General features: G+C 47.1%; 22 protein-coding genes and 1 pseudogene. 12 read left to right on the top strand and 11 right to left on the bottom strand.

Features of this window, described 5'->3' with window-relative positions; translation table 11 throughout:
• Positions 1 to 54: 54 nt before the first annotated feature.
• From C1I60_RS20675 to hydG, 3 genes are all read left to right on the top strand, one after another.
• Positions 55 to 228, top strand: a complete 174-nt coding sequence (locus C1I60_RS20675; protein ID WP_252361811.1) for a hypothetical protein — start codon at positions 55 to 57, stop codon at positions 226 to 228.
• Positions 229 to 474: 246 nt separating this feature from the next.
• Positions 475 to 1518 (top strand): [FeFe] hydrogenase H-cluster radical SAM maturase HydE, encoded by a 1044-nt coding sequence (gene hydE / locus C1I60_RS20670; RefSeq protein ID WP_289306541.1) that lies wholly within the window; start codon positions 475 to 477, stop codon positions 1516 to 1518.
• A 76-nt stretch (positions 1519 to 1594) separates the two neighbouring features.
• The gene (gene hydG, locus C1I60_RS20665) at positions 1595 to 3007 is read left to right on the top strand and encodes a [FeFe] hydrogenase H-cluster radical SAM maturase HydG (RefSeq protein WP_137063400.1); all 1413 of its coding nucleotides are present in this window, start codon (positions 1595 to 1597) and stop codon (positions 3005 to 3007) included.
• Between the two features lie 111 nt (positions 3008 to 3118).
• Here hydG and hydF read toward each other — a convergent pair whose 3' ends face one another.
• The 10 genes from hydF to C1I60_RS20615 form a co-directional block, all read right to left on the bottom strand.
• On the bottom strand, positions 3119 to 4372 hold the full coding sequence (hydF, locus tag C1I60_RS20660; RefSeq protein ID WP_137063399.1) for a [FeFe] hydrogenase H-cluster maturation GTPase HydF: 1254 nt from the start codon (positions 4370 to 4372) through the stop codon (positions 3119 to 3121).
• A complete protein-coding gene (locus C1I60_RS20655; RefSeq protein ID WP_137063398.1) occupies positions 4359 to 5807 on the bottom strand; it encodes an aspartate ammonia-lyase in 1449 nt (482 codons plus the stop codon). The genes hydF and C1I60_RS20655 overlap by 14 nt, the downstream gene beginning before the upstream one ends.
• Before the next feature lies 1 nt (position 5808).
• Positions 5809 to 6399, bottom strand: coding sequence for a 4Fe-4S dicluster domain-containing protein (locus tag C1I60_RS20650; protein ID WP_137063397.1), 591 nt, complete (start codon positions 6397 to 6399; stop codon positions 5809 to 5811).
• A gap of 183 nt (positions 6400 to 6582) precedes the next feature.
• Positions 6583 to 8088 carry a [FeFe] hydrogenase, group A gene (locus tag C1I60_RS20645; protein WP_137063396.1) on the bottom strand — a complete coding sequence of 502 codons (1506 nt, stop codon included), beginning with the start codon at positions 8086 to 8088 and terminating at the stop codon, positions 6583 to 6585.
• A 33-nt stretch (positions 8089 to 8121) separates the two neighbouring features.
• Positions 8122 to 8751, bottom strand: a complete 630-nt coding sequence (locus tag C1I60_RS20640) for a 4Fe-4S dicluster domain-containing protein (RefSeq protein WP_137063395.1) — start codon at positions 8749 to 8751, stop codon at positions 8122 to 8124.
• Positions 8748 to 10910, bottom strand: coding sequence for a formate dehydrogenase subunit alpha (gene fdhF, locus C1I60_RS20635; RefSeq protein WP_137063394.1), 2163 nt, complete (start codon positions 10908 to 10910; stop codon positions 8748 to 8750). Before fdhF ends, C1I60_RS20640 begins: the two co-directional genes overlap by 4 nt.
• Positions 10911 to 11039: 129 nt before the next feature.
• Positions 11040 to 11531 carry a DUF2294 domain-containing protein gene (locus tag C1I60_RS20630; protein ID WP_252361810.1) on the bottom strand — a complete coding sequence of 164 codons (492 nt, stop codon included), beginning with the start codon at positions 11529 to 11531 and terminating at the stop codon, positions 11040 to 11042.
• Between the two features lie 224 nt (positions 11532 to 11755).
• On the bottom strand, positions 11756 to 12145 hold the full coding sequence (locus C1I60_RS20625; RefSeq protein WP_137063393.1) for a VOC family protein: 390 nt from the start codon (positions 12143 to 12145) through the stop codon (positions 11756 to 11758).
• 151 nt (positions 12146 to 12296) lie between these two features.
• Complete coding sequence (locus tag C1I60_RS20620; RefSeq protein WP_137063392.1) at positions 12297 to 12683, bottom strand: MerR family transcriptional regulator; 387 nt, start codon at positions 12681 to 12683, stop codon at positions 12297 to 12299.
• Between the two features lie 98 nt (positions 12684 to 12781).
• Positions 12782 to 13762, bottom strand: coding sequence for an aldo/keto reductase (locus C1I60_RS20615; protein WP_137063391.1), 981 nt, complete (start codon positions 13760 to 13762; stop codon positions 12782 to 12784).
• Between the two features lie 231 nt (positions 13763 to 13993).
• Here C1I60_RS20615 and C1I60_RS20610 point away from each other — a divergent pair.
• A pseudogene (locus C1I60_RS20610) lies at positions 13994 to 15295 on the top strand (helix-turn-helix domain-containing protein); the annotation flags it as partial.
• Between the two features lie 447 nt (positions 15296 to 15742).
• Here C1I60_RS20610 and C1I60_RS20600 read toward each other — a convergent pair.
• A complete protein-coding gene (locus C1I60_RS20600; protein ID WP_212734495.1) occupies positions 15743 to 16726 on the bottom strand; it encodes a copper amine oxidase N-terminal domain-containing protein in 984 nt (327 codons plus the stop codon).
• A gap of 374 nt (positions 16727 to 17100) precedes the next feature.
• Between C1I60_RS20600 and leuC the strand changes: the two genes are divergently transcribed.
• The 8 genes from leuC to C1I60_RS20560 form a co-directional block, all read left to right on the top strand.
• Positions 17101 to 18525, top strand: coding sequence for a 3-isopropylmalate dehydratase large subunit (gene leuC, locus C1I60_RS20595; protein ID WP_137063388.1), 1425 nt, complete (start codon positions 17101 to 17103; stop codon positions 18523 to 18525).
• 21 nt (positions 18526 to 18546) lie between these two features.
• The gene (gene leuD, locus C1I60_RS20590; protein WP_137063387.1) at positions 18547 to 19149 is read left to right on the top strand and encodes a 3-isopropylmalate dehydratase small subunit; all 603 of its coding nucleotides are present in this window, start codon (positions 18547 to 18549) and stop codon (positions 19147 to 19149) included.
• A 224-nt stretch (positions 19150 to 19373) separates the two neighbouring features.
• Entirely contained in the window at positions 19374 to 20951 is a 1578-nt protein-coding gene (locus C1I60_RS20585; protein WP_137063386.1) for an N-acetylmuramoyl-L-alanine amidase family protein, read from the top strand.
• A gap of 295 nt (positions 20952 to 21246) precedes the next feature.
• The gene (locus tag C1I60_RS20580) at positions 21247 to 22746 is read left to right on the top strand and encodes an N-acetylmuramoyl-L-alanine amidase family protein (protein ID WP_137063385.1); all 1500 of its coding nucleotides are present in this window, start codon (positions 21247 to 21249) and stop codon (positions 22744 to 22746) included.
• 45 nt (positions 22747 to 22791) lie between these two features.
• A complete protein-coding gene (locus C1I60_RS20575; RefSeq protein WP_137063384.1) occupies positions 22792 to 23442 on the top strand; it encodes a GerMN domain-containing protein in 651 nt (216 codons plus the stop codon).
• A gap of 211 nt (positions 23443 to 23653) precedes the next feature.
• On the top strand, positions 23654 to 24328 hold the full coding sequence (gene nth, locus C1I60_RS20570; RefSeq protein WP_137063383.1) for an endonuclease III: 675 nt from the start codon (positions 23654 to 23656) through the stop codon (positions 24326 to 24328).
• Positions 24329 to 24385: 57 nt separating this feature from the next.
• Complete coding sequence (locus C1I60_RS20565) at positions 24386 to 24658, top strand: NAD/NADP transhydrogenase alpha subunit (RefSeq protein WP_137063382.1); 273 nt, start codon at positions 24386 to 24388, stop codon at positions 24656 to 24658.
• 103 nt (positions 24659 to 24761) lie between these two features.
• The coding region (locus tag C1I60_RS20560) for a glutathione peroxidase (protein ID WP_252361809.1) at positions 24762 to 25203 on the top strand (442 nt) is incomplete at its 3' end.

The raw sequence follows: 25203 nt of genomic DNA, 5'->3' as shown, positions 1-25203 counted from the left end.
GATCGGATGAGGAAGTAAAAACGATCAAAGATGCCAAAGAAGGCAGCATGAACTATGCAGTCGGACCGATCATTAGCAAACGCGCAAATATTGGCTGAAATACAGGTGGTCATGGTATACAAAAATATCGTCATTCTGAATGGTAAAAATTCAGCAATGAACGGTGTTGTCGTTTATAACGGCGTAGATTATTTTGTACCACAGCAGGCGGTTGATTTAATTCAATAATAAGCTTGATCAGAAGCTGTTTCTTCCATTAAAGAAGAAATAGCTTTTTTTGTTGCGGTAAATATGTATTTTTTGCGGCAGAAGTTGGAGTTTATATTCAGAAAATGGGATTTTTTGTGAAGCTAGTCACGTTCTATTCCCTCTGATGTTGCTAGAATAATACATGTACGGTACAAGCTGCTGACGACGTGGAGTCCAGATGGACGAGGGAAGAAGGGATGAGTCACGGACGAATTATTACTGCGTCTGGCTGACGGCAAGGAATGGACGCATACGGAAATGATGGAGCTGTTGGCACGTCTGGAGGAAGAGCCAACGGTGCGGGCGCAGTTACGAAAATTGGCAGCTCGCATCAAAATGGAGCGTTACGGTAAAGGTGTTTTTTTACGTGGATTAATTGAGTTCTCCAGCATATGTCGTCAGGACTGCATGTATTGCGGGCTACGGGCCTCGAATAAACAGGCGGATCGCTACCGTTTACGACCGGAAGAAATTTTGGCCTGTTGCGCGGAGGGGTATGAGCTGGGATATCGGACCTTTGTCCTGCAAAGTGGCGAAGATTACTGGTTCACAGCAGCCCGGCTGGCGAAACTGATTCGGGAGATCAAAAGGCGTTTTACCGATGTGGCCGTTACACTGTCCATTGGTGAGCGGGATGATGAAACCTATGCGCTATTATACGAGGCGGGGGCGGACCGCTTTTTGCTGCGGCATGAGACGGCTTCACCACGTTTGTACGCTAAGCTACATCCGACGATGACGATAGAAAGCAGGAGGAGTCGTCTGCTGGCCTTGCAGCGAATCGGATTTCAGATCGGGGCTGGATGTATGGTTGGTTTACCAGGACAAACGAACAGCGATTTGGCAGACGATTTGGTCTATCTACACAGTCTATCGCCTGATATGATCGGGATTGGCCCGTTTTTACCGCATAGCAACACGCCGCTCCGGGATGCCAGTCAGGGAAGCATGGAAAAGGCGCTGGATATTGTTTCGTTGTCCCGGTTAGTCGTTCCAGATGCGCTTATTCCAGCATCGACAGCGATGGGAACGATTCATCCCCAAGGTCGGGAGAAGGCGCTACAGGCGGGAGCGAATGTAGTTATGCCTAATTTATCACCACTCGGGGTGAGGCCGAAGTATGCTATTTATGAAAATAAAATATGCTTGGGTGATGAATCTGCCCAATGTCGACATTGCCTGGAGCTGCGCATCCGTGGAGCGGGGTTTGAAGTCGATATGGGGCGTGGCGATAGTTTGAGGGTGCAGCGACAGCTCCTAAGTCAATGATGGGGCTGAACTAAAAAATAGTAGGTAACCATAGGATTTTGCGAAATCATCACCATAATAAGGGAGATGGATCTACGTGAGTGAAGTACGGGAGAAAGTATCGGCGGATTTCATCAATGAGGCAGAGATTATGGCAGCGGTGGAGCAGGGAAAGCAGGAAGCAACGGACCGCAACCGTATTTTAGACATTTTGGAGAAGGGAAGAGCTTGCCGGGGGTTGAGTGCGACTGAAGCGGCGGCTCTTTTGCATGTGGATGATCCTGAACTGCTGGAGGAAATGTTTAGATCCTCACGGGCGGTGAAAGAGCAGATTTACGGCAATCGGATTGTGCTGTTTGCCCCCCTATATGTGAGCAATCACTGTGTCAATAACTGCGAATACTGCGGCTATAAGCATACCAATGACAGCTTTACTCGCAGCCGTTTGACACCGGAGGAACTGGTCGAGGAGGTCAGAGTGCTTCAGCAAATGGGGCATAAGCGACTTGCGTTGGAAGCGGGGGAAGACCCGCTCCATTGTTCTATTGATTATATCGTCGATTGTTTACGTCAAATTTACGATGTAAAGGTAGACAATGGAAGTATCCGGCGGGTTAATGTCAATATTGCTGCAACGACGGAGGAGGATTATCGGAAGCTGGTGGAGGTTGGGATCGGTACGTATATTTTGTTCCAGGAAACGTATCATCGTGAAAGCTACCGCAAATATCATCTTCAAGGGCCAAAACGAAATTATGACTGGCACACGACTGCCATGGACCGCGCTATGCGAGCAGGGATAGACGATGTGGGTATCGGTGTGTTGTATGGTTTATACGATTTCCGTTATGAGACGATAGCCATGCTTAAGCATGCTGAGCATCTGGAGGAAGTGTTTGGCTGCGGTCCTCACACCGTTTCTGTTCCCCGGCTTCGTCCAGCTGAAAATGTGGACCCGGAGCGCTATCCGTATTTGGTGAGCGACGAGGATTTTATGAAAATTGTAGCGGTTCTTCGGCTGGCTGTACCTTATGCGGGGATGATCCTGTCTACGCGTGAGGAGTCGGAATTCAGGGACCGTGTCATTGGTTTGGGTGTATCGCAAATCAGTGCAGGTTCTGCTACCGGAGTAGGGGCATATGCGAGACAAGAGACGAATGATAAGCCACAGTTCGAGGTTGGGGATCATCGCTCGCCGATGGAAATCATCAAAAGTCTGTGCCGTGGCGGCTACATGCCCAGCTACTGTACAGCTTGCTACCGTGAAGGACGTACGGGGGATCGGTTTATGGAGCTTGCCAAATCAGGACAGATTCATAATGTATGCCAGCCCAATTCGCTGCTGACCTTTCAAGAATATCTGCTGGACTATGGGGATGAAGAGGCACGTGAGCTGGGGGCTGCCGCCCTGCGTGATAATTTGGAGCGTATCCCGCGCGAATCTGCACGTCGTTTGACACTGGGCAAGCTGGAACGCTTGGAAGCGGGCGAGCGGGATTTGTATTTTTAGAATATCGATCTTCTCTTTGGAATTGGGTAAATAAAAAGCAGTCGCGTGAGTGTCAACGCGGCTGCTTTTACATGCATGGGGCGAATTTGTTGCTTCGATGATTCATTTCATTCAGGAATGGCTGCCAGCTCCAACGGCTTGCTCCCATGCCAGCATAGCGGATGGAAAGCATTCGATGGCACGGGGGAAGACTCCCTGAACATAGGCGATGAAAATTCCATAGTTCACTATGGGTACACCGGCGGCTTCCGTTTCTGCCATTCGGTGAAGCATGGTACGTCGATTGAGCATGCAGGCCCCGCAGTGAATAACCAGCGCATATTCGCTTAGATCATCAGGAAAGCTGGAACCGGATGCGTGCTCGATGATGAGACGTTTGCCTATCGTTTGACGGAGCCAACGGGGGATTTTCACACGACCGATATCGTCAGACTGACATTGATGCGTGCAGGCTTCTGCAATGAGTACGCGGTCGCCATCCTTGAGACGGTCAATGGCTCTTGCACCTCGTACGAGTTCGTCAAGGTCACCTTTATGACGGGCGAACAGGATGGAAAAGGAGGTCAGGGGCACATCCTTGGGCGTATCTGCGGCTACCTTCATAAAAGCCTGTGAATCGGTAATGACCAAGCGGGGCTTGCGTCCCAGGCGCTCCAACGTCAGCCGTAGCTCATGCTCTTTGGTCACTACTGCGATGGCATCGCTCTCTAACGTATCGCGGATCGTCTGCTGCTGTGGAAGAATCAGTCGGCCCTTTGGCGCAGCTTTGTCGATTGGTACGACTAGCACGACAAAATCGCCGGGCGACAGCAGGTCACCGACGATACGGAAACGATCCTCATTTTGCGGAATGGCATCCACGATGGCCTTTTTTAGTTCCGCGTCTCCCCACAGCTTAGAGGCACTGAAAGGAATCAGGGATAAATCCAGTTCATTCTTCAGGGTTGAGGTTATTTTCTCTGTCTCTGCAAGCATATCCATTTTGTTTAATACACCAATGACGGGAATTTTCTTGGCGCGCAGCCTTTCGAGTAAGCCGAGCTCAAATGCGCTGATCCCAACAGTAGCGTCGATGATCAGCAATGCCAGATCCGTGCTATTTAATATTTCCAGCGTTTTGTTGCGGCGCAGTGCTCCAATCTCACCCTCATCGTCCAGTCCGGCGGTATCCACCAGAACAATGGGGCCAACAGGGAGCAGCTCCATCGGCTTGAAGACCGGGTCCGTGGTTGTTCCTCCTACGGGAGATACCACGGCAGCGGGCTGGCCGGTCAGGGTGTTCAGAATGCTGGATTTGCCAGCATTGCGGCGACCGAGCAGGGTGATGTGCGGTCGGTTGCTGCGGGGAGTATCATTCATTCCCATCGTGAGTTCCTTCTTCCTGCCCCGGAATACCGGGCTTGGTAACTGTATAGGGATGACACAAATGCTCAATGCGCGAGCGTGTCAGCAGACCGCGTTCTTCGGTTATATCCTCCGGTGTGCGGCCCTGGGCAATGGCTACTGAAGCAATGGAGGCAGCTTTATCGTAGCCAAGCTCCGTGACCAGCGCAGAAGCCATCACAGCGGAGTTACGTAGATTAGCTGAACAGCGGTCCTCGCATACGATCAGACCGCGTACACATCGTTCATCGAACAGCCGAACTGCGCCGTCCAGAATATGTAGCGATTCCAGCAGCGATTCGGCAATCAGCGGCAGGAACGCATTCAGCTCCAGCTGCCCGGAGGCAGCCGCCATCGTAATCGCTGCATCTTCGGCTATCACGCGCAACGCCGTTAGTCCGGCCAGTTCAGCCATCACCGGGTTAACCTTGCCTGGCATAATGGATGATCCCGCCTGAACTGGAGGTGGAGTGAACTCACCAATACCGCCGAGAGGACCGGAGGCCAGTAGGCGAAAATCGCCCGATATTTTGAAAAGGTTTACAGCGGCGGCTTTGAGCAGACCGGATACCTCCACAAAGACATCCATATTCTGAATCGGGTCCATCGGGTGGTCACTTCGGCATAGCCCAAAGCCAGTCTCGTCCGCCAGCTTCTCAACCATCCGATAGCTGTAAGCACGAGGCGCATTCATGCCTGTGCCGATCGCCGTACCGCCAATAGGGATTTCCCGCAGCCGTTCCTCGGCTTTGTAGAGACGCCAGCGGTCACGTGCCACGGCCTTTGCGTAAGCACCAAAGCCTTGCCCCGCCATCATGGGCAGGGCATCCATTAGCTGTGTGCGACCTAGCTTGAGCAGATCCGAATATTCCGTTTCTTTGTGCTGTAAAGACTCTTGTAACGAAGCCATCGCGTCACATAAAGGACGAAGCAACCGAATGGCTGCAATTCGTAATGCTGTCGGATATACATCGTTCGTGGACTGACAGCAGTTCACATCATCTAGCGGATGTACTAGCTCATACTGTCCGGGTTTTCCACCAAGCCGCATAATCGCTAAATTAGCAATGACCTCGTTGACGTTCATATTGGTGCTTGTGCCTGCACCGCCTTGCAAGGCATCGACTGTGAACATATCCAGATACCGCCCGGCGAGCAATTCATCGCAGGCGTCTATAATTGCAGCCGCCCGGTGGGGAGGGAGCCGATTTTGCTCACAGTTCACCTGAGCGGCTGTCTTCTTCACAAGGACGAAAGCGTGAATCAGCTTCCGGTTTACAGGTCTGCCGCTGACCGCAAAGTTGTTCATCGCACGTGCCGTATGAATGCCGTAACAGGCATTGGCGGGAATCTCCATTTCCCCTAGCGCATCCTGCTCGGTTCGCGTATCCTTTTGCAGAGGAAAGGCTTCGGTCATGTCATAGACCCGTTGCCGGAATGCGTGTCATATGCAGTAACTGACGTGCGCTCGCAGCTCGTTTTTCCTCAACACGAGCCTGAACCAGATCCGGCTCAACCAGCTTGAGGGCACGTGTTGGGCATTTTCCAATGCAGGCGGGACCACCCTCTACGCCTTCACACAGATCACATTTGCTGGCAATCATTCGTTCTTTGGGTTGCAAACGTCCTGATACATTGGTATATAGTCCATGCTGAACTACAGCCCGCCCGTCCCGATATTCGGGTACCATGGTGATGGCGCCGTATGGACAGGCAATCATACAGGTTTTACAGCCGATGCAGCTCTCGCTGTTAATGAGAATGGAGCCGTCCGCGTTCGTAATGGAGCCGTTCGGACAAGCGTTGGCGCAGGGGGCATCCTCACAGTGACGGCATTGGACAGGGGCAGTGACTCCAAAGGATTTGATGACCTTTAGACGCGGATGAAAATGAAACTCGTCATCTGGCGAAATAAAAGGATTACCCGCTGAATGTGCGATGACACATGCAATTTCACAGGTACGACAACCGATACACTGATCGGGATCAGCTAAAACAAAACGGTTCATACAATTCGACTCCTTTCTAACTAACAACAAAATACAATGGATACAGTATAAAAAGTTTTAAAATGCATTATTCGTTGGTGCAGAATATGATGGGCACAGGATGAACATGAGCAAGACTCAGCAGCTTCTTTTTAAGCATGGAGAGGGGGGATGTCGCATGGTTCAACCTTTTGGCTTAACGCGCTACTGAATGGAGTTATTTGTACCCTCTTTAGAAAGAACATTACAGCTACGACTTTGCTTGCCTGGTCCACGCTTTTGGAAGGTTGTGTGCAGCAAATGATGCGATACATGACCAAGCGGCTCACCTAAAAATTCATCGTAGAGCTTAATAATATGAGGGTTTTCATGCGATTTTCGCACCTGAAGCCCCGCATCATGTCCATAAATAGAGGATTTGCGTGCCCGGTAAGCTTCAATCCGGTGTTTTTCCAGCATGAGCTTGGGTTGACCACCTCCACTAATACATCCGGCAGGACAGCCCATTACCTCAATAAAATGATAATCACATTCCCCTGCCTGCACACGATCCAGCAGTCCATAGGCATGTTGCAGCCCCGCGACGACCGCTACCTTAAGCTGCAGCTCGCCCACCTGAACCTCCGCGACACGAACGCCTTCCTCACCGCGTACAAAATCCAGTTGGAGCTTCGGCAGCTTTTCGTTCGTCAGCAGCTCGTAGCCTGTACGGATGGCCGCTTCCATAACGCCTCCGGTCACACCAAAAATGGACCCTGCTCCTGAATAACGTCCTAGCGGTGAATCAAATTCTTCATCTGGCAGATTCATAAAATCAATGCCGCTCTCCTTGATCCAGTATGCCAGTTCACGCGTTGTCAGTACCTCGTCCACGTCACGGTAACCGTCGGATTCCATTTCAGGGCGATCACATTCGAATTGCTTGCAGGTACAAGGCATGATCGCGACGCTATAAATGCTCGCAGGTTCCACCTCGTCCAGTTGGGCACCATAGGTTTTGACCAGCGAGCCTAACATTTGCATAGGGGATTTACAGCTGGACAAATGGTCCAACAGATCGGGATATTCAATCTCGGCGAACCGAACCCAAGCCGGACAGCAGGAGGTAAACATCGGTAGCGGCCCACCCTCGGTTACACGACGAATCAGTTCGGTGCCTTCCTCCATAATGGTGACATCAGCTCCAAAGTTGGTGTCATATACCCTATCAAAGCCAAGGCGACGCAGAGCCGCAGCCATTTTACCTGGTGTGAGCGTGCCAAATGGCATACCAAATTCCTCTGCGATTGATACGCGAATGGCTGGAGCACATTGGACGATCCGGAACTGTCCCGGTTTCGCCATCATGTCGGTTACCTTTTTCAGGCTACCGCTATAGTAGGCAGCGAATAGGGGCTCACCGATGTCAGCAGGCATATCGCGCTCACGCAGACGCTCCTGTCGTCTGCTGTCGGCTTCCCATGGGGATGAATCAGACCAATCGGATGCGTATACGCTGCATATTTGTACACATTGGCCACAGATCACGCAGCGGTCTGCATTCACGGTTTGCGGCTCTCCAGGCTGGCCTTCTATGGCATCTACCGGACAAACCCCTGCACAGCGTCTGCACCCGGTACACATACTGGGGTCAATATGAATAATGGGATTGGTGTAATCCGTCGTCTCCCTACAAGGAGCCGAAGAGGCATTGTTAGTTGTTATGGACATCTTTTTTCTACCTTTCTGCGGCTGATTTTGGCCTTACAGGCGAGGGAAGAAGACTTCCCGCCGATGCTCGGGAAGCAGATCGGACTCGACTATAGCCAGCCGTAGTACATCGTTTGGACAGGCTTCTACACAGGCAGGCTGTCCTCCGTTTGTGTCTGCGCACAGGTCGCATTTGCCTGCGGCAGTCCGGGGGAGAGGCTTGTGAGCGGCACGGTCGGTCAAGCCGGGCTGTGTCATGGCACGTCCTTCCCGGTAGACGGTAGATACTTCAATGGCACCGAAGGGACAGGCCAAAACACAAGAGGTACAGCCGATGCACAGCTCCTCGTCAATCATGACCACACCGTTCTCCTGTCGAATGGCCTGAACCGGGCAGGCATGTGCGCAGGGTGCATTCTCACAATGCCGGCATTGCACAGGCACATACGTATCCCCGGCGCGTACAACATACACCTTAGGTACGACAGGCACGCTGACGGTTCCGACCGAAGCGCCTATGCCGTTAGCCTGACTGTGAACAGCGAAGCACGCCAGCTCGCAGGCTTTGCAGCCGATACAGTGCCCGGCATCTGCGACCACAAAGGAAGAAGCGACAGCGCTTGTTCTATCGGCTGCTCCCATTCTACTCCTCGGACGGTTCAGCGTATTTCGTGCGCCGCTCATCTCGTCACCTTATCCGCCAAAACAGCTTCCTGGACGTTCATCTGTCTGCGAATTCGTTGGTACGATTCATGCACATCACGCTCGGCCTGTGCTTGGTCGGCGATCCGTTCCAGCCGAATGGCGCAGTATTTTAATTCCGGGGTTTTGGATACCGGATCTAGAAAATCGGCGGTCAGCTCGTTACATGCTCCAACCCACCAGTGGTAGGTCATGTAGGTCGCACCCTGTTGTACACGGTCACTGATTTGTGCGCGTGCCATGATGCGTCCACGGCGGGAGGATATGGCGACTATTTCGCCATCCAGAATGTTCAGATCTGCTCCGTCTTCCGGGCTAATCTGAATAAAGCCAGGCTCATCAGACAACTGGCGTAAAGCACGGCAATTGCCAGTCATGGTGCGTACGGAATAATGCCCCACTTCACGGACTGTGGACAAGACAAGCGGGTATTTTGCATCCGGCTGTTCTTGCGGCGGACGCCATTCGCAGGCGAATAATCGGCCTTTGCCACTAGGCGTGGAAAATTGATTTCCTTTGTACAAATACGGTGTGCCTGGATGATCCTCTGTAGGGCAGGGCCACTGTACTCCACCTTGCACCTCCATTTTTTGGTAGCTTGCACCAGCGAATAACGGGCAGAGGCTTCGCATTTCATCCCAAATTTCCTCTGTGTTTGCATAGGACATAGGGTAGCCCATGGCGGTAGCAACTTCGCTAATAATGGCCCAGTCCGGCTTTACGTCACCTTGCGGCTCGACCGCTTTGCGAATACGCTGAAAGCCGCGGTCTGCCGAGGAATACACACCATCATGCTCACCCCAGGAGGTAGAAGGGAGGATGACATCGGCGTGCAGCGCCGTTTTGTTCATGAAAATATCCTGTACGACGATAAATTCCATTTTATCCAGCGCTTCACGTAATTCCGCGGCGTTCGGATCACTTTGCACAGGGTCCTCGCCGAAAATATAATAAGCTTTCAGCTTGTTCTCCTTCAGGATGAGGTGCGGTACCTCCGTAAGAGAATATCCTTTTTTACGCGGCAGCTCGACACCCCATGCTTTTTCAAACTTTTTGCGAACTGCGGTGTCTGTTACATCCTGGTAGCCAGGATACACATTCGGCAACGCGCCCATGTCGCAGGAGCCCTGTACATTGTTTTGTCCCCGTACAGGTCCAATGCCCACATTTGGCTTGCCCAGATTTCCGGTCAGTAGAGCAAGCGAGGCAAGACCCTTGACCACATCAACGGCCTGCGAAAACTGGCATACGCCCATCCCGTACAGAATTGTAGCGGTAGGGGCCTTTGCATATTCCCTCATCGCCGCCCGAATATCGGCTGCCTTGACTCCCGTAATGCCTTCCGCGTATTCGGGCGTATATTTTTTAATGCTGTCTACGTATTCTGCAAAGCCCTCTGTATGCGCTTCGATGTACCGTTTGTCATACAGTTCTTCATGCACAAGTACATGGCCAAAAGCGTTTACCAAAGCCATATTCGAACCGCCCTTTAGCGGCAACCACAAATCCGAAATACGGGCGGTTTCGGTCATGCGCGGATCACATACGATGATTTTGGCACCTTTTTGCTTGGCAGCTACAATGCGCCGTGCGACGATGGGATGCGTTTCGGGTGCATTATAGCCGAATACGAAAACAAGATCGGAATGTTCAATTTCAGGAATGGAATTGGACATGGCCCCGTCTCCAAGAGAGTATGTCAGGCCTGCCACAGAAGGGCCGTGGCATACGCGAGCGCAATGGTCAATATTGTTCGTACCGATGACCGCCCGCATGAACTTTTGCATGACATAGTTGGCTTCGTTCCCCGGACCACGTGCGGAACCTGTTCCCATTATGGAATCGGGTCCGTATTTTTCCTTGATGGCTAAAAGGCGTTCAGCAGTATATTGAATGGCTTCTTCCCACTCCACTTCCTCCATGACTCCATTTTTGCGAATCAGGGGCTTGCGCAAGCGTGAGGTCAGAATTTGCGGGTCATTCAGAAAATCCCATCCATAATGTCCTTTCAAACAAAGTGTCCCTTCATTTGTACGACCATCTGCCGGCTCCGCGCCAATTACCTGTCCCTTGTCCACCAGCAAATGAAGCTGACAACCGCTTCCGCAGTAAGGACATACGGTCAATACCTTGTCTGTCATGTGTGCAGCACCTCTTTTATTATGAAATAGATGAAGCTCGTAACATGAAAAAAAGCCAATACAAAAATGCCGCTTTACGCTGCACCCTGTACTGGCTTATCGGCGGGCGAGGAGACAAGCTCCTTCCCGCTAATCCAACCGGTGTATGTGTTGTAGTTCGAGAGTAATGATAATGTGTCCGTCTCCATGGACGGAGGGACAGACCTCCCAGGTGTAAGTAAACGGACTGCCGAGTGTATTTTCCGCTTCGCTCATAAACTCCTTTTCCAGATAAGGTCGAAGGACGTTCCAATATTCCCTGACCTTGTCCTCGGCCCCTTCATGAACGAGAATTTCGGACAGGTTGGATAATGTTCCTCGAATTTCTACCGTAATCCGGAGTGGCGAATCCAGTGAAACCTTGACGTTGTCCGGTCCTTTTCCCCGGTAATGCTTGACAATGCATACGGCCAGCTTCCTGATGCGCTCACGATATTCCCATTCGGTATTCAACATCTGGACACTCCGCTTCGAATCAAAATAAAAGCGTGCTTGCCGCACATGCCGGACAGCCTGTGTAGCTGATTTGCAGCAGAACGCACCCGTCCCGCCCAAGGTGGTCTGCCCAGCACGGCGTATCACCCTTCTATGGTAGAACAGGTTGACCAGGAAAGATGTGAAATTCATTACACTGAGCCATAATTTTACATAGATTGGGTTGGGGGACGTGATTGGCGGTTAGGGAGGTCAACCGAATGACTTTAGTTTAGTGGCCAGCATATATGAAAAAGCCCTCTTAAACGGAGGGCTTTTTCAGAGGATTTTTACTTTTTTACAAAAATGGAATATTGATCCATATCATATTTTTATCGTAATTCACTTTTTTCCATTACAGCAAAGTAATTTTCTTCATTATCAGCAAAGTTAAATACCCTTCCGAAGGGCATATTTACAATTTCTCCAACTTTGACATTTTTATTGGATAAATCGCCATGTAATTTATCGAGATTTTCCGAAAAAAACATTAAAGAGGGTGTACCGAGATTTAGTTCAGGCGACATTTTAGCGACGAACTCCTTATTATGGAGAACGATACTTGTTTCTGCACCCTTTGCAGGAGCAATTTCAATCCATCTCATTTCTTGGCCATTATTTTCTTCAGAAATTACATTAAATCCTACTGTTTCTGTCCAAAAATCCAATGACTCATTTTGGTTATTTACATACAACATAATTTGACCGACTTTACTAATCATTGATTTTTCCACTCCTTTGTATAAGTAATTACCCAACTCGATGATCCTAATCCTTACTATAGGTACAAGTTTCTTTACTGAACCAGACGCCAATATTACTACTACATACAGAGCTGAATTGTGCAATAATTTACCATTGTCATTCACAAAACTAATCTTGTGGTCTATTTAGTTTTTTTTCTTTTTCAACTATTGTCTGTTCATATCTTGCAATTTTATAATCCATGCGTTCCAACACGTCCTTCATGTCTTCCATTCTTGTTATAAGCTGCTTACGTTGCTCGATTAGCAGTTCTTTTCTAGCATCCATGGTTTCATCACCCTGTTGAAACAACCCAACATACTCAATCAAAATTTCAACTGGAAGACCTACGGCTCGCATACATTTGATGTATTCAACCCACCTGCAGTCTTCTTCCGTATAATCCCTGATTCCGCTTTTATTGCGGTTCACACGTGGAATAAGTCCGATGCGTTCATAATAGCGGAGTGTATCCTGTGACAAATCAAATTTTTTACTTACTTCTGCGATCAGCATGCAGATTTCACCTCCCAATTTCCGCAAAAGAACGCCCCATATAAATGGACAGGGCGTTCTTGTCGTTTCTTATATCAAAACTGTAATCGCATCAAAATTTACTGGGCTCCAATTACCGGATGAGGAACATACGGTTCCTCCAGCAACGCAATTTCTTCAGGTGTTAACGTAATCGAGAGCGCAGCTGCCGCATCTTCGAGATGAGTCGTTTTCGTAGCACCGATAATGGGAGCTGTTACAGGTTCTTTCTGCAGCAACCAGGCAAGTGCGATTTGGACACGGGGAACTCCACGTTGTTCTGCGATTGCCGCAACCTGATCCACGATCAATCGATCAGTATGTGCAGTCGCATCATATTTAGATTTCGCAACTTGATCGGTTTCGGAACGATGTGTTGTTTCCTGCGCATCACGCGTCAATCTTCCTCCTGCAAGAGGGCTGTATGGGACCACACCGATTTTTTCTTCCTTACAAAGCGGCAGCATCTCCCGCTCCTCTTCACGATATAAGAGGTTTAAATGATTCTGCATCGATACAAACCGGGTCCATCCATTTTTCTCAGCTACATGTAACGCCTTCAGAAATTGCCATGCGTACATGGCAGAAGCACCAATATATCTTGCCTTCCCGGCCTTCACAACATCATGTAATGCTTCCATCGTCTCTTCGATGGGAGTATTATAATCCCAGCGGTGAATTTGGTACAGATCCACATAATCGGTTCCCAGTCTCTTAAGGCTTTTATCTATTTCACTCATGATTGCCTTTCGGGAAAGTCCCGCACCGTTTGGACCTTGATGCATACGGAAATGAACCTTCGTCGCGAGGACAATTTCATCTCGATTCGCATAATCCTTTAAAGCACGCCCAACAATTTCCTCGCTTGTTCCGTCTGAATATACATTCGCAGTATCAAAAAAATTGATACCAAGCTCCAGGGCCTTTTTTATAATTGGACGACTGTGCTCTTCATCAAGTATCCATGGATGAATCCACCGCTCTGCAACACCAAAGCCCATACAGCCAAGACAAAGCCGGGATACATCCAAGCCGGTATTTCCAAGTTTCACATATTCCATTGGTTTGTTCCTCGCTTTTCTGGATATTGTTTCATTCAAATGCAGTTTACTCTGATTACCCTCCACCTACTTACATCCGGTATTATTACATTTGGAGTTAACTCCAAGTCAAGCGATTTTTTTACTACGCAGTATTGGTTGCATAGTATATTGACATATGGTTAATTTTGGATAACAATAGAATGCAATAATATAAAGATTATAGAATTTTTATGTGAAGATGGTTATGAATTGAAGCATACACCTACGATTTTAGCGGAGTTTGAAGAGTATCTAAAACAAAATAACATGACATTGGCTCAATTTGCGGAATATTCAGGTGTTCATCAAAGAACACTTAGTAACTGGATTACTCAACATCGTCCTGTTTCTGTACAACAGCTTGACCGAGTCACATTGGCTATGGGCTTACCGGAGGGCTATTTTTACGAACGATACATAGAAAATTACATCATCGACCTTCCCCCGAATTTTAGGCGGATCGAGCCATTGTTGTATCGTTGTGCAGAGTTGGACAAGTTGGATGCGATCCGTCGAATGGTTGGATATATTATGGACAATCCGTTGTATTCGCCCAGACTATATGACATTGCGGAAGCGCTATTTGTACAGGGACGACATGCTGTTGCGTTGCTGCTCTATGAGAATGTAGCAGAAGTGGAAAAATATCAACATTCTGAACGCTTGGCAATCTGTCAATATCGTATATTCACAATTCAGGTTGGAGACGATCAGAACCGAAATCTCAAGGCAGCTACGATATTTGAAGCTTTTGTTGAGCGCCTAGATGAAATAGACCAGCTTGACGCATTGAAGGATTTGGCGAACGTGTACAGGTCTTTGCGTCTATGGGACAAGGTTGATGAAACAGCGAGAAAAATGAAGGAGAAAGCGGAAATCCAATATTCGCTTATTCATAATGAGAAACGCAAGGATAGAACACATGAAAAGAAAACAAAGAGTCCATTATTTGGTTACGTTGCTTATGCTAACCTGTTGTGTGCAAGTGTCTGTGAAGCCCGAGGCGATTACCAACAAGCTCTAAAGTATACATACGCCTACGCTAATTTAGATTGGGTCATAGAGACGGACGAGGATACCCGACACAGGATCGGCTTGTTTCAACATTGGGCAGAAGGTAATACTTACGTATATAAGCTGTTGTCTGGAAATACAAGTGTGCTTACGGATTATGTTGAATATATTGCTGCATCAACCAATAAAGCCGATAAAGAAGTGGTTACTAAGCTGTTGAACGTAATGCTTGCGGCTAACCGATATCAGTTAGATGTGAGTGATATACTTAAACGTTTTGAAACGGTTATTGACTCTTTTGTGCAACAGGGACAGCTATCTCCTGACATGTAAACTAAACAAGTAGTACCAGAACAATCAACGCGTTTTGAATTTGAACTGGCCAAATATTACTTGAATAAGGGAAGATACTCACAAGGCTTCGAATACTTGCTAGACGTTTTATCTAAATCATTAGCCATTAATAAAGAAACTTTTTTTATTAGGTGTCTTTTTTTATTAGGTGTATAGCATTATTTGAACAATTTAAAAAGTTTGCAGACGTTAAGGCTCATGTGAAGCACGAAAGTTTAGTGAGTGAAGGAAAAAGAGAAAGATTATTTTGTTATTGGTAGTAACTACCGTTTTATTCATGTTAAATTCAAATCCTGTACGTAAATATTATTGATAAGATCTGGATAAACAATGTTGAGAAAATGGGTTCTTCTGATCGTCGCAGCTAGCTTTCTGTTTATCGTGAATGGACCTAATCATGCTTCTAACCAGCACCATAGTATTCAGCTTCACGATACCATTGGAGGATACCAAACGGATAGGAACAAAAAAAGCTCTGCTAACCTTAATGGGTCGGCAGAGCTTTTTGTCTAGACAGTTCTATAGCGATCTTCGAAGTACTTGATAAAATCAATTACACTGTCGTGCTGATTCTCAGAAAAAAATTTAATATTATCTTTGAGACACCAAAATATCCAATTGAGGATATTCAGAATTCATACTTTTGTACAATCGGATATAATAAGAATTTCGACCGACATTGTAGTAATCGGTTAAAGAGAGATTACCTAAAGACAGGTCTTCGGCCCATTTACTCTGATCTCTTCCTCGTGGTCGCTCCTTTTCAACTGGCTTACCGTATGCCAATTGCATTTTAGAACTAATTTTAAAGAAACGATCTATATAGTTTTGCATGTTACTAAATTTTTCAGGAAATAAAATCTGTCCGTCAATCAGTTTAGTGCTGTTTTTATTATTCCCGGATAGGATATAAGTGTAAACTGCTTTGTACCCGTTGTATTCACCTTTGTAGTCCAAATAAGTATAGTACATATTACTCATACCATAATCATCCAATTCAGTGACAGCATTAATGAGGGGCAGTGTTTCAGACCTTTTAATTTGCTGAACTGTCATACCCCATACAGCATTTCTAAAATCTTTCCCTTGCAATTCTGGAGGGGTGTTTTGGTTTTTATTTGGTGCAACTCCAATCCATGCGTACTGTTCTGTTGCGTTACTGCCAAACGGTCTCCCAATCGCCTGAGAAATGGCGCGCAGAGGAAGGTAAGTTACTCCATTGTATGATTTAGACCTAACAGGCATACGAATTTCTTTTCCGTTGATATACATATTTTTATCACCTACGACAAAGGTAATCGTGTTATTTGAATTTGTTATTGTTACTCGATCAGAAATATCGGGATCTACCGCAGCTGTGTAGCCTAATTTTTTTAACAGCGGAACAGCTGGAATCATCAGGGTATTACTTTCCATGCGAGGGGCAGATTGGAGCGTCACAATCTTTCCATCCAAAAAAATACGATAATTCGACGAGTTCGCATGTATTGTTGGAATCGTTCCAAAATAGACCACACAAATGAATAATAGGACAAGAAGGCGCTTCATAATAATCTCCTCTTTCTGGTATTTCATGAATTTGCAAATGCTCATTTTATAAGTAGTCTATCAGACCTAGGAATATTTTTCTATCTGCAAATTTATTGAACGGAACATATGTTTCTATTGTAATTTGTACGTAGCGTTGTCACCTTAAAACACAAGCAGAAGTAAAGTGAAGCTGTCCGCTGGGAAATACTTATGAGATATTTATCCTAGAACTAAATACCTAGTTTCATATGATGAGGAGTAATCTTGTGGCCTTATTCCACCTTATAGCCTTAACCTATCACTTCTATAGATATCATATCTTGGATCAATCAAGCATGCCGTGGTATATTGTTGACATCCAAGAGAAAGCCGTACAGCCTTCTCTACACTAGGTTCGAAAAACATAGGGGTGAATGTTGATGAGCAAAAAGACCATGTTCGAGAAAATTTGGGATAACCATGTCATCTATCAAGAAGAGGGAAAGCCGAGTATTTTGTATATTGACCTTCACTTGGTACATGAGGTAACCTCGCCGCAGGCGTTTGAGGGGCTTCGTCTGAGCGGACGCAAGGTGCGTCGTCCAGAGCTTACGTTTGCGACAATGGACCATAACGTGCCAACGAAGGATCGTTACAATATTAAGGACCCGATTTCCAAACAGCAGATTGATACATTGACTCAAAATTGTCGTGATTTCGGTGTCACACTGTATGATTTGGATACGATTGATCAAGGTGTCGTTCACGTTATGGGGCCGGAGCTTGGTCTGACTCATCCGGGTAAAACCATTGTTTGCGGTGACAGCCACACCTCCACTCATGGCGCGTTCGGAGCGCTCGCTTTTGGTATCGGAACCAGCGAAGTAGAGCATGTAATGGCAACGCAATGTCTCCAGCAAACAAAAGCAAAAACAATGGAAGTTTGCTTTGTGGGTCGCCGCAAGCCGGGTGTGACAGCAAAGGATATGATTTTGGGTGTCATCGCCAAATACGGCACGGATTTCGCTACCGGTTATGTTATCGAGTATACAGGTGAATCCATCCGCGAATTGAGCATGGAAGAGCGCATGACCGTGTGCAACATGTCCATTGAAGGCGGAGCCAGAGCCGGTATGATTGCACCGGACGAAACAACCTTTAACTACTTGCGTGGACGTGAGCATGTAGCGGAGGGAGCTGCTTTCGAGCAGGCGGTTGCCGAGTGGAAAGAGCTTGTAACAGATGAGGGTGCTGAGTTTGACGTTGTGCTGGAGTTTGATGTGGATTCTCTTATTCCACAAGTAACCTGGGGGACTAGCCCAGGCATGGGTACAGATATTTCCGCTACCGTACCGATTCCGGCAGAATTGCCGACAGAAAACGAACGTAAAGCTGCTGAAAAAGCGCTTGAATATATGGATTTGAAGCCAGGCACACCGATCACAGATATTGCTATTGATTATGTGTTTATCGGTTCATGCACAAATGGACGGATTGAAGACCTGCGTGCTGCGGCTGAGGTTGCCAAGGGCTACCAGGTATCCGACAGGGTAACAGCAATCGTCGTACCAGGCTCAGGCCGTGTGAAAATTCAGGCCGAGGAAGAAGGACTGGACGTCATTTTCAAGGAAGCAGGCTTTGAGTGGCGTGAAGCAGGATGCAGCATGTGTCTTGCGATGAATCCAGACGTGCTTCAACCGGGACAGCGCTGTGCGTCGACCTCCAACCGTAACTTTGAAGGACGTCAGGGGCGTGGAGGACGGACTCACCTCGTATCTCCGGCAATGGCAGCCGCTGCGGCGATTCATGGGCATTTTGTCGATGTACGGGACTGGAAATTCAAGCGGGAAGCAGTAGTCCACTAGAATACAGAGGAGGAATTTACGATGGAAGCATTCACAACATTAAAAGGAATCGTAGCGCCTGTGGATCGGGTGAACGTAGATACAGATGCTATTATCCCCAAGCAGTTTTTAAAAAGAATCGAGCGCACAGGTTTTGGACAGTTTCTGTTTTACGAGTGGCGTTTTGATGAAGAGGGAAATATCAATCCTGAATTTGAACCGAACAAGCCTCGCTATGCAGGGGCATCTGTGCTGATTTCTCGCGCCAACTTTGGCTGCGGCTCCTCCCGTGAGCATGCGCCGTGGGCGATCATGGACTATGGATTTCACTGCGTAATCGCACCGTCTTATGCGGATATCTTCTATAATAACTGTTTTAAAAATGGTATTTTGCCCATCAAGCTGTCTGAGGAGCAAGTAGAGGAGCTGTTTCAACGCACAGCGAAGCATGATAACTACCAATTGAACGTAGACCTGAATGAAAAAACAATTAGCGACGATTATGGTCTGCATATTGATTTTGATCTGGATGAGCATCGCCGTCAATTTTTGTTGCAAGGTTTGGATGACATTGGCTTGACGCTCCAGCATGAGGCTGAAATTCTGGCTTATGAACAGAAGCGTGCTGCCAAGCAAGGCGCATAATTCCAACTCGATATGAGTTTGTAGCGATAAAGTGAACTGGTTTGTTGGACAAAAAGCCCGTACTGGCAATTCTTTTGCCTGCGGGCTTTTGTCATGTTCATAAGATAAATTGGTAAATAAGGGGTTGACGGTTCGATTCAGCATGGTATGGTAATGTAAAATGGCTAAAGGACTATCCCTATGCAGTAGCACAAAAAATACATATATAAGTTAGGGGAATGAGGATGAAGAAATATGGTTGGTTGATACTGGCGGCTGTCTTGATTTGGTTGTGGCCGTTCTCTTCTCATGTGAATGCTGCTGGAGCAGATTTATTTTTAGATGGAAAAAGAATAGAAGCACCCGCAGATGCCAAGCCTGAAATGGTCAATGGAAAAGTCATGGTTCCGCTTCGAGTGGTTGGTGAACAGCTTGGATATCAATTTAAATGGGAACCACAAGCCTATAAAATCTCAATCCAAAAAAACAGCACGGATATGTCTATGTATGTGGGTCGTACATCGGCTGATGTGAATGGAAAAACGGTCAATTTGGATGCACCTCCTGTGCTACGTGGTAACTCCACCATGGTTCCGTTACGCTTTGTCGGGGAGCAAATGGGGTTGAAGGTAGATTGGAATAATAAAAATAAATCCGTAAATCTTAGTCAAAAAGTGACAGCCCAGCAGACAGAAAAACAGTCTCAATCCCAAAAATCATCACAAGCGCAGACACAGATCACGAGTACACAAAAAACGTCTACGGCGACAACAACGACTACAAAGCTGACTGGATCAGACAAGCTTACACAGGATGGACTCGCATCATCCAAGCAGCAGGATTCAGAACAGCTACAAGCAAATACCCTACAGGTGCAAAACATTACCTTTCAGGATGATGCATTACAGATTTCATTGAACAGGGATATAACGCCCAAAGTGACCAAGATGACAGGACCTGACCGTATTGTTGTAGATCTGGCAGAAGCTGTGCTTACGTCGGAGCTTTCTCAGCAGTTTCCGCTTCGTAGCGATGGATTACGAGTTCTGGATAATATTGACAGAGAAGACGTGCAGGAAGTTAGGTTTGCTCCCGCCGATGGACAAAAGGGCGGCGTCCGCATTGTAATTGCTTTAAACCAGGTACGTGATTACGAGCTTTCAACTAATGGCACAGGTGAAATCACACTCCAATTGCGTGAGCGCAGTGTTGATCAGGTTGTGACACCAACCAACAGCGGCGGACGGAAAATAGTCGTCATTGATCCAGGGCATGGTGGCAAAGACCCTGGAGCAGGCAGTATCACTGGAAGACACGAAAAGGAGTTTGCACTGGCTGTAGGGTTAAAGGTCAAGCAGCTCTTGCAAAATGATCCTGATATTCAGGTAGTCATGACCCGCGATGGAGATACGTATCCTACGCTGGATGAACGCCCCCAACTAGCAAACGAACAGCAGGCGCGCGTGTTTGTTTCGATCCATGGAAACAGTATGCTGGCCTCCAATAAAGGAAAAGCCAACGGTTCTGAAACCTACTATGCACGTCAGGAAAGTCTGGGACTGGCAACAACGATGCATAAGCATCTTGTAGCAGCTACCGGATTTAAGGATAACGGGATTAAGGTGGCGAATCATATCGTGACGAGAAAGGCCCAAATGCCAGCCGTGTTGCTGGAATGTGGCTACCTTAGCAATCTGTCTGATGAAGCAGCCATGTTCTCGGAAGAAACACAGGAAAGGATTGCGGAAGGGATTGTGGGCGGTCTAAAGGAATATCTGGGGACTGTGACGGTCAACGACACGAGTGATTCTATCAACTTATAATTTTAAGAATTTTTAAATGAGAAAAGCTGCTTTTCGTCCCTAGCTATGTTTAGGGAGGAAGCAGCTTTTTTTGTAATCGGGCAATGACTTTAGCCGCAAAGCGAATGAACTATAATTTTAGCTAAAATTCGACAAAACTAGTTCTTTGGCACGTATATTTCTGTTATGATGGAATATATTCGCAACTTTTGGTGTGGAATAACGTCTAATGGGTTGTCTGATATTACATAAGCGCGTATATCAGGTCGCCGCACCGGAGCATGTGGCAAAAAAATTATGAATGGAAGGGTGACGAATGAAGAAATTTGGTTTTTTGTTGTTATTATTTGTCTTCATGTGGGCGGTTCCGGGTTATGGACATGCGGCTTCGAGTGGAACACAAATCTATCTCGATGATCAACAGTTAAGTGTCCCGAGCGGTGCTAAGGCACAAGTGATTGGCGGAAGTACAATGGTTCCGCTACGCGTAATTTCTGAAAATTTAGGTTATGACGTGACATGGAAGCAGCAGGCGCGAACCATAACGATTGAGAAGGACAGTACCTCGATCCGAATGATAATCGGAAGCAAGACGGCGACTGTCAATGGAAGCAACATTAGTCTGGATGCTTCGCCTCTGCTGCGTTCCAATTATGCCCTTGTACCGCTTCGCTTTATCGGCGAGCAAATGGGACTGGACGTAAAATGGGACAGTAGCTCCAAGTCCGTAAAATTATATACCCGTAGTAGCGGGTCGGGAAACGGGGAATTTACTCCTCCTAAATCCGGGAATAGCAGCACAGGTACAGGAAGTGTAACTGTACCAACGAATAATGCCAGTTCAGGTGTCATCCAGGTACAGGGAGTCAGTTTCAGTCAAAACCGCTTAACTATTACGACTACGGATGCAGTGAAGCCACAAGCATTTACAATGACTGCCCCTGACCGGGTAGTTGTGGATTTTCCGGCTACGGCTTTTGCTGACAACTTTGGGGCTCAGCAAAAGCTGGACAGCAGCCTGAATGGTTCACTGGATATTCAAAATGAAGCAGATGTATCCGGTATCCGTTATGCTTTATTTCAAAAGGAACCTTCAACGGTTCGCGTTGTTATTGATCTGAAGCATGCCATGAACTATACCGCTTACAATGACGGCTCGAATCGCGTTATCGTCGATCTGGCATCGAAGGATTCAGTGATTACAACACCTGATGCTACCTTACCAGATGGTTCACAGCCGGAGGATATACAGACCTCACCAGTTAACAGCAATGGCAAAAAAGTCGTTGTTATTGATGCCGGTCATGGAGCGAAGGATTCCGGAGCCGTGGGCATTTCGAAAAAAAATTACGAAAAGACCTTCAACTTGGCTATGGCCTTGAAAGTAGAAAGCATTTTGAAGCAGAACCCTAATCTTGAGGTTGTGTTGACACGCAGCGATGATACGTTTTTGGAGCTTAAACAGCGCGTTAAAGTGGCTGAAAATCTCAATGCCAACGTATTCGTGTCCATTCACGCTAACAGCAGCGGCAGTTCGGCTTCCAACGGTACAGAGACGTATTACCAGCGTAGTGCAAGCAAAGCGTTCGCGGACGTCATGCATAAGTACTTTGCACCAGCGACAGGTTTGACAGATCGGGGCATTCGTTATGGAAATTTCCATGTCATTCGGGAAACGACGATGCCTGCTGTTTTGCTTGAGGTAGGATATCTCAGTAATGCGAAAGAGGAAGCCACACTGTTTGATGAAGATTTCCAAAACCGGGTAGCTCAAGGGATTGCAGATGGCATCACAGAGTATCTTGGTGCAAAATAAATCTTCAACAAATCGCTTGCCAACGTCAAGCAAGGAGGGGGACATATGAACAAGAAAATTGTAATCGCAGGTCTGCTGGCACTATTTGCTATTGCAGGTGCAGGCTGCGCCTCCAAGGAGACAGCCGCTCCTGCTGCCCCATCTCAGGAAACGAAAACGTCTGCGGCGCAAAATAGCACACCAGAACAAACGGCCCCTGATTCATCGACTCAGTCTGCTGAAAATAACGGAGCGAGTCAAACACCTGCATCCACGTCAACCGAGCCTACAAACACCAAGACGGATACGGTAAAATCAGGAGACCGCCAAACTCAACAGATCACGGTGTACTACACCGATACACAAGAGACAGGCTTGAAGGAACAGAAAAAGGAAATTACCTACCCAAGCGAGCTGGAAAAATTCCAAAAGGCGTTTGAAGCTCTGCAAAAGAGTGGGAATTCTGCACTGATACCTTTATGGTCCGACAAAATCTCTGTGCATAAAATCAAATTGGACAATGGAGCATTGACGCTTGATATTTCCTTGCCTGACGAGGCTCGTCTGGGTGCAGGCGGCGAGGAATTGGCTATCGACGCTTTGAAGAAAACGATGTTCCAGTTCAAGGAAGTCAAAACACTGGATTTGCTTGTAGATGGTCAATCCCTGGAATCCTTAATGGGACATGTAGACCTGGATCATCCGATGAACCGTTAACAGATCAGACTGTATGAAAATTTCTTGGGAATTACACACTTTTCACGTGCAATCTGTGACAGTTAATGTTAATATAGGAGTGTATTTCTCGCCTATGCAGGCAGTCATGCACAAATAGTATTCGTTTCTTTCCGGATGATTATTTAGAGTGACCGTCTTGATGCGGGCTATCCCGTATCAAGACGTTTTTTTTGGTAGGAGGTAGGATTCCGTGAATGCAGCAACCGCACGTCATATATTGGACACCATCGGTACGATGTTTCCGGATGCCCATTGTGAGTTGAACCATGACAATGCTTTTGAATTAACGATTGCTGTGTTATTGTCCGCTCAATGCTCCGATCAGATGGTGAATAAAGTAACGGCAGACCTGTTTCAAAAATACAAGACACCCGAGGATTATTTGGCTGTTCCCATTGAAGAACTGGAGCAGGATATCCGTAGAATCGGCTTGTACCGGAACAAGGCTAAGCATATTCATAACCTGTGCCTTTTATTGATAGACCAGTACGGGGGAGAAATACCGTCTGACCATGATGAGTTGGTCAAGCTACCCGGTGTTGGGCGCAAGACGGCTAATGTCGTTGTATCCACCGCTTTTAATGTACCAGCCATTGCGGTAGATACGCATGTAGAGCGTGTTTCCAAACGACTGGGCTTTGCGGGATGGGACGATTCAGTGCTAGAGGTGGAAAAAAAGCTGATGAAAAGGGTACCTAGGGACGAATGGTCCTTGACCCATCACAGGCTCATTTTTTTCGGCCGCTATCACTGCAAAGCGCAAAACCCCCAATGTCAGGTATGTCCGTTGCTCGATGTATGCAGGGAAGGCAAGAAACGTATGAAAACGTCCCGGATCAGGAAAGATAAGGAACGTAGAGCTTAAAGACCCCGCAGAGATTACGAGGGTTTAACCATTTATATGTAGAAAAGGATGAAGAGTATGAAATGCATTTCGGTATATACAGACAATTTTGAGGCTTTTTCCGATATTTTTGAGCAAATCGTAACATCGGAGTTTGCTGAAAACGAAGAGCGCGAGCTTGAAGGAATCACGGTTAGCCATTCTGGTGATGTACCTGAGTATTATCTGGAGCGTATGTCCCAAAAGTCGGAAGTAGTCGTAATGAAGGATAAATCCCGCGGAATTACGATTTTGCAGCATGGCCAAGTATTCGAAATTTTGCTGCCAGTGCTTGAGACGGCAACAAATTAAGTTTAATTAGCGGACATGCTTGCATGTTCCGCCGTAGGCGGCTCGGCTGGTCTAACCAGCCTGGGGGCGCATGGTGTATAACTTACAGAGGAGTTATTCTTAAATGAGCATTTATGATTATTCAGCCGTTGCAATGAACGGCAAGCAAATCGCCCTTAGTGATTTTAAAGATAAAGTGGTGTTAATTGTAAATACGGCCAGCCAGTGCGGGTTTACATTTCAATATCAGGATTTGCAGCGTTTGTACGATCACTATAAGGATAGAGGTTTGGTGATTCTCGGCTTTCCGTGTAATCAGTTTGCCGATCAGGAGCCGGATTCCAATGACAACGTGCATACATTTTGTACCCTGAATTATGGTGTTGCGTTCCCTATGTTCCAAAAGGTGGATGTACGTGATAAGCATGCTCACCCGTTGTTTACATATCTTGCTTCGTCGTTGCCCTTTGAGGGCTTTGATGAAACGCATTCGGTTGCCAAAATACTTATTCCTTTAATTCATGAGCGTCATCCTGAATACTTGGCTGGAGATTCGATCAAATGGA

Source organism: Paenibacillus terrae, from assembly GCF_005217525.1.
In the GTDB taxonomy this organism is placed as follows: Bacteria; Bacillota; Bacilli; order Paenibacillales; family Paenibacillaceae; genus Paenibacillus; species Paenibacillus terrae_C.
Note: the sequence above shows the minus strand (reverse complement) of the source record. Positions and strands in the feature narration are given on the sequence as shown.